The organism is Candidatus Nitrosarchaeum limnium BG20, assembly GCF_000241145.1.
Classification (GTDB): domain Archaea; phylum Thermoproteota; class Nitrososphaeria; order Nitrososphaerales; family Nitrosopumilaceae; genus Nitrosarchaeum; species Nitrosarchaeum limnae.
Map to the genome: position 1 here is coordinate 1 of NZ_AHJG01000216.1, position 1210 is coordinate 1210.

Genomic DNA, 1210 nt, shown 5'->3' on the forward strand with positions numbered 1-1210 from the left:
TTTTCAAGTGGGATTATCAAATTAGAAGAGCTAAAATCAGAAATAAAAGTAGCAATATCTTTGGCAATAGTGGATTTTAGGCCTGTTTTGGTTCTTTCTAGTTGTTCTTTTGCCTTTTCTAGTTCAGCTAGTTTATCATCATATCCAATACCAATCATTTTTGCAAATGTTGATTCAGTTGATCTCTTTAATGGAATTTCGTGTAATTGAACATTAACACCTGACAAAGAATCTTCAATTTCATATAATTTTGAACGATTTTCTTTGATTTGAATTGCAAGATTCTCAAGGGATTCAAAATCAGACATATCTTTAGCTGAATTGGTGGACTACATCCATTAAACCCTGTTTAAATTCTTCAGTTGAAAGTCCCCATCGACCATATTCGTCTTTATATCCATCCCATGATTCTTCAGCTTCTTTTGCAATTTCTAAAATTTTAGGTCCAATAGCTTTTGTATTTATCAAAGCTGCAATACTCGCTTGTTCACCTTCCATTATTGGAATTTTTACAAAAATCATTCGAGATTCTTCAATGTTGAATTTGTCTTTGATTATTCTTTTGATTGCCTCTCGTTCTTTGATATCAAATTCACCTTTCACTTTGACTAACACACAACATGAATCACGAGAACTACCATTGTTTCTAATATCACTTTCATCAATGTCAAATAGTAACGCATCTTCTTTTTTACCGATCTTGTTTAGAACATCTTCCATAGTGTTATTTTTTGTCGATGTAAGCATGTCTTTACCCCATTGATTTTCAGATGGACTTACAGGCATAATCCATGGAATTGCAAATTTTGGTTTTTTTGTTGCAATCCATGTACGATAATTAGACATATCCCATTCAGTTTCCCTCGCAAAGGATGAGATAAACATGGAAATAGTATTTGCGGCAATGAGATTCATTCCTTTGTAATCCTTCCAACCAACTTCATGTTCTTTTGGAAGATCATCAATGATGGAAGGAATCTTTTGTAATTTCTTTTCGTGTTGATGTGCAAGTTGTCTTAGTGCTTTATTTGAAATTAAGATAGAACAATCACTGTATTTTATCTGATACTCTAAATTCATCACAATGTTAATTGCCGCTGCTTCAAAAATTACTGGATCCCATCCAAATTCTGGAAGTAATCCAAATGTTGCAATAGTAGCATGTTCCTTAGTATCATTTTTGATATATTCTATGAATGCACTTGAAAAA

The 1210-nt window shown here is 32.4% G+C and carries 2 pseudogenes; both read right to left on the reverse strand.

Features of this window, described 5'->3' with window-relative positions:
* Nucleotides 1-308 (reverse strand): annotated as a pseudogene (locus tag BG20_RS07540) (hypothetical protein); the annotation flags it as partial.
* 4 nt (nt 309-312) lie between these two features.
* Nucleotides 313-1210 (reverse strand): annotated as a pseudogene (locus BG20_RS07545) (cell division protein FtsZ); the annotation flags it as partial.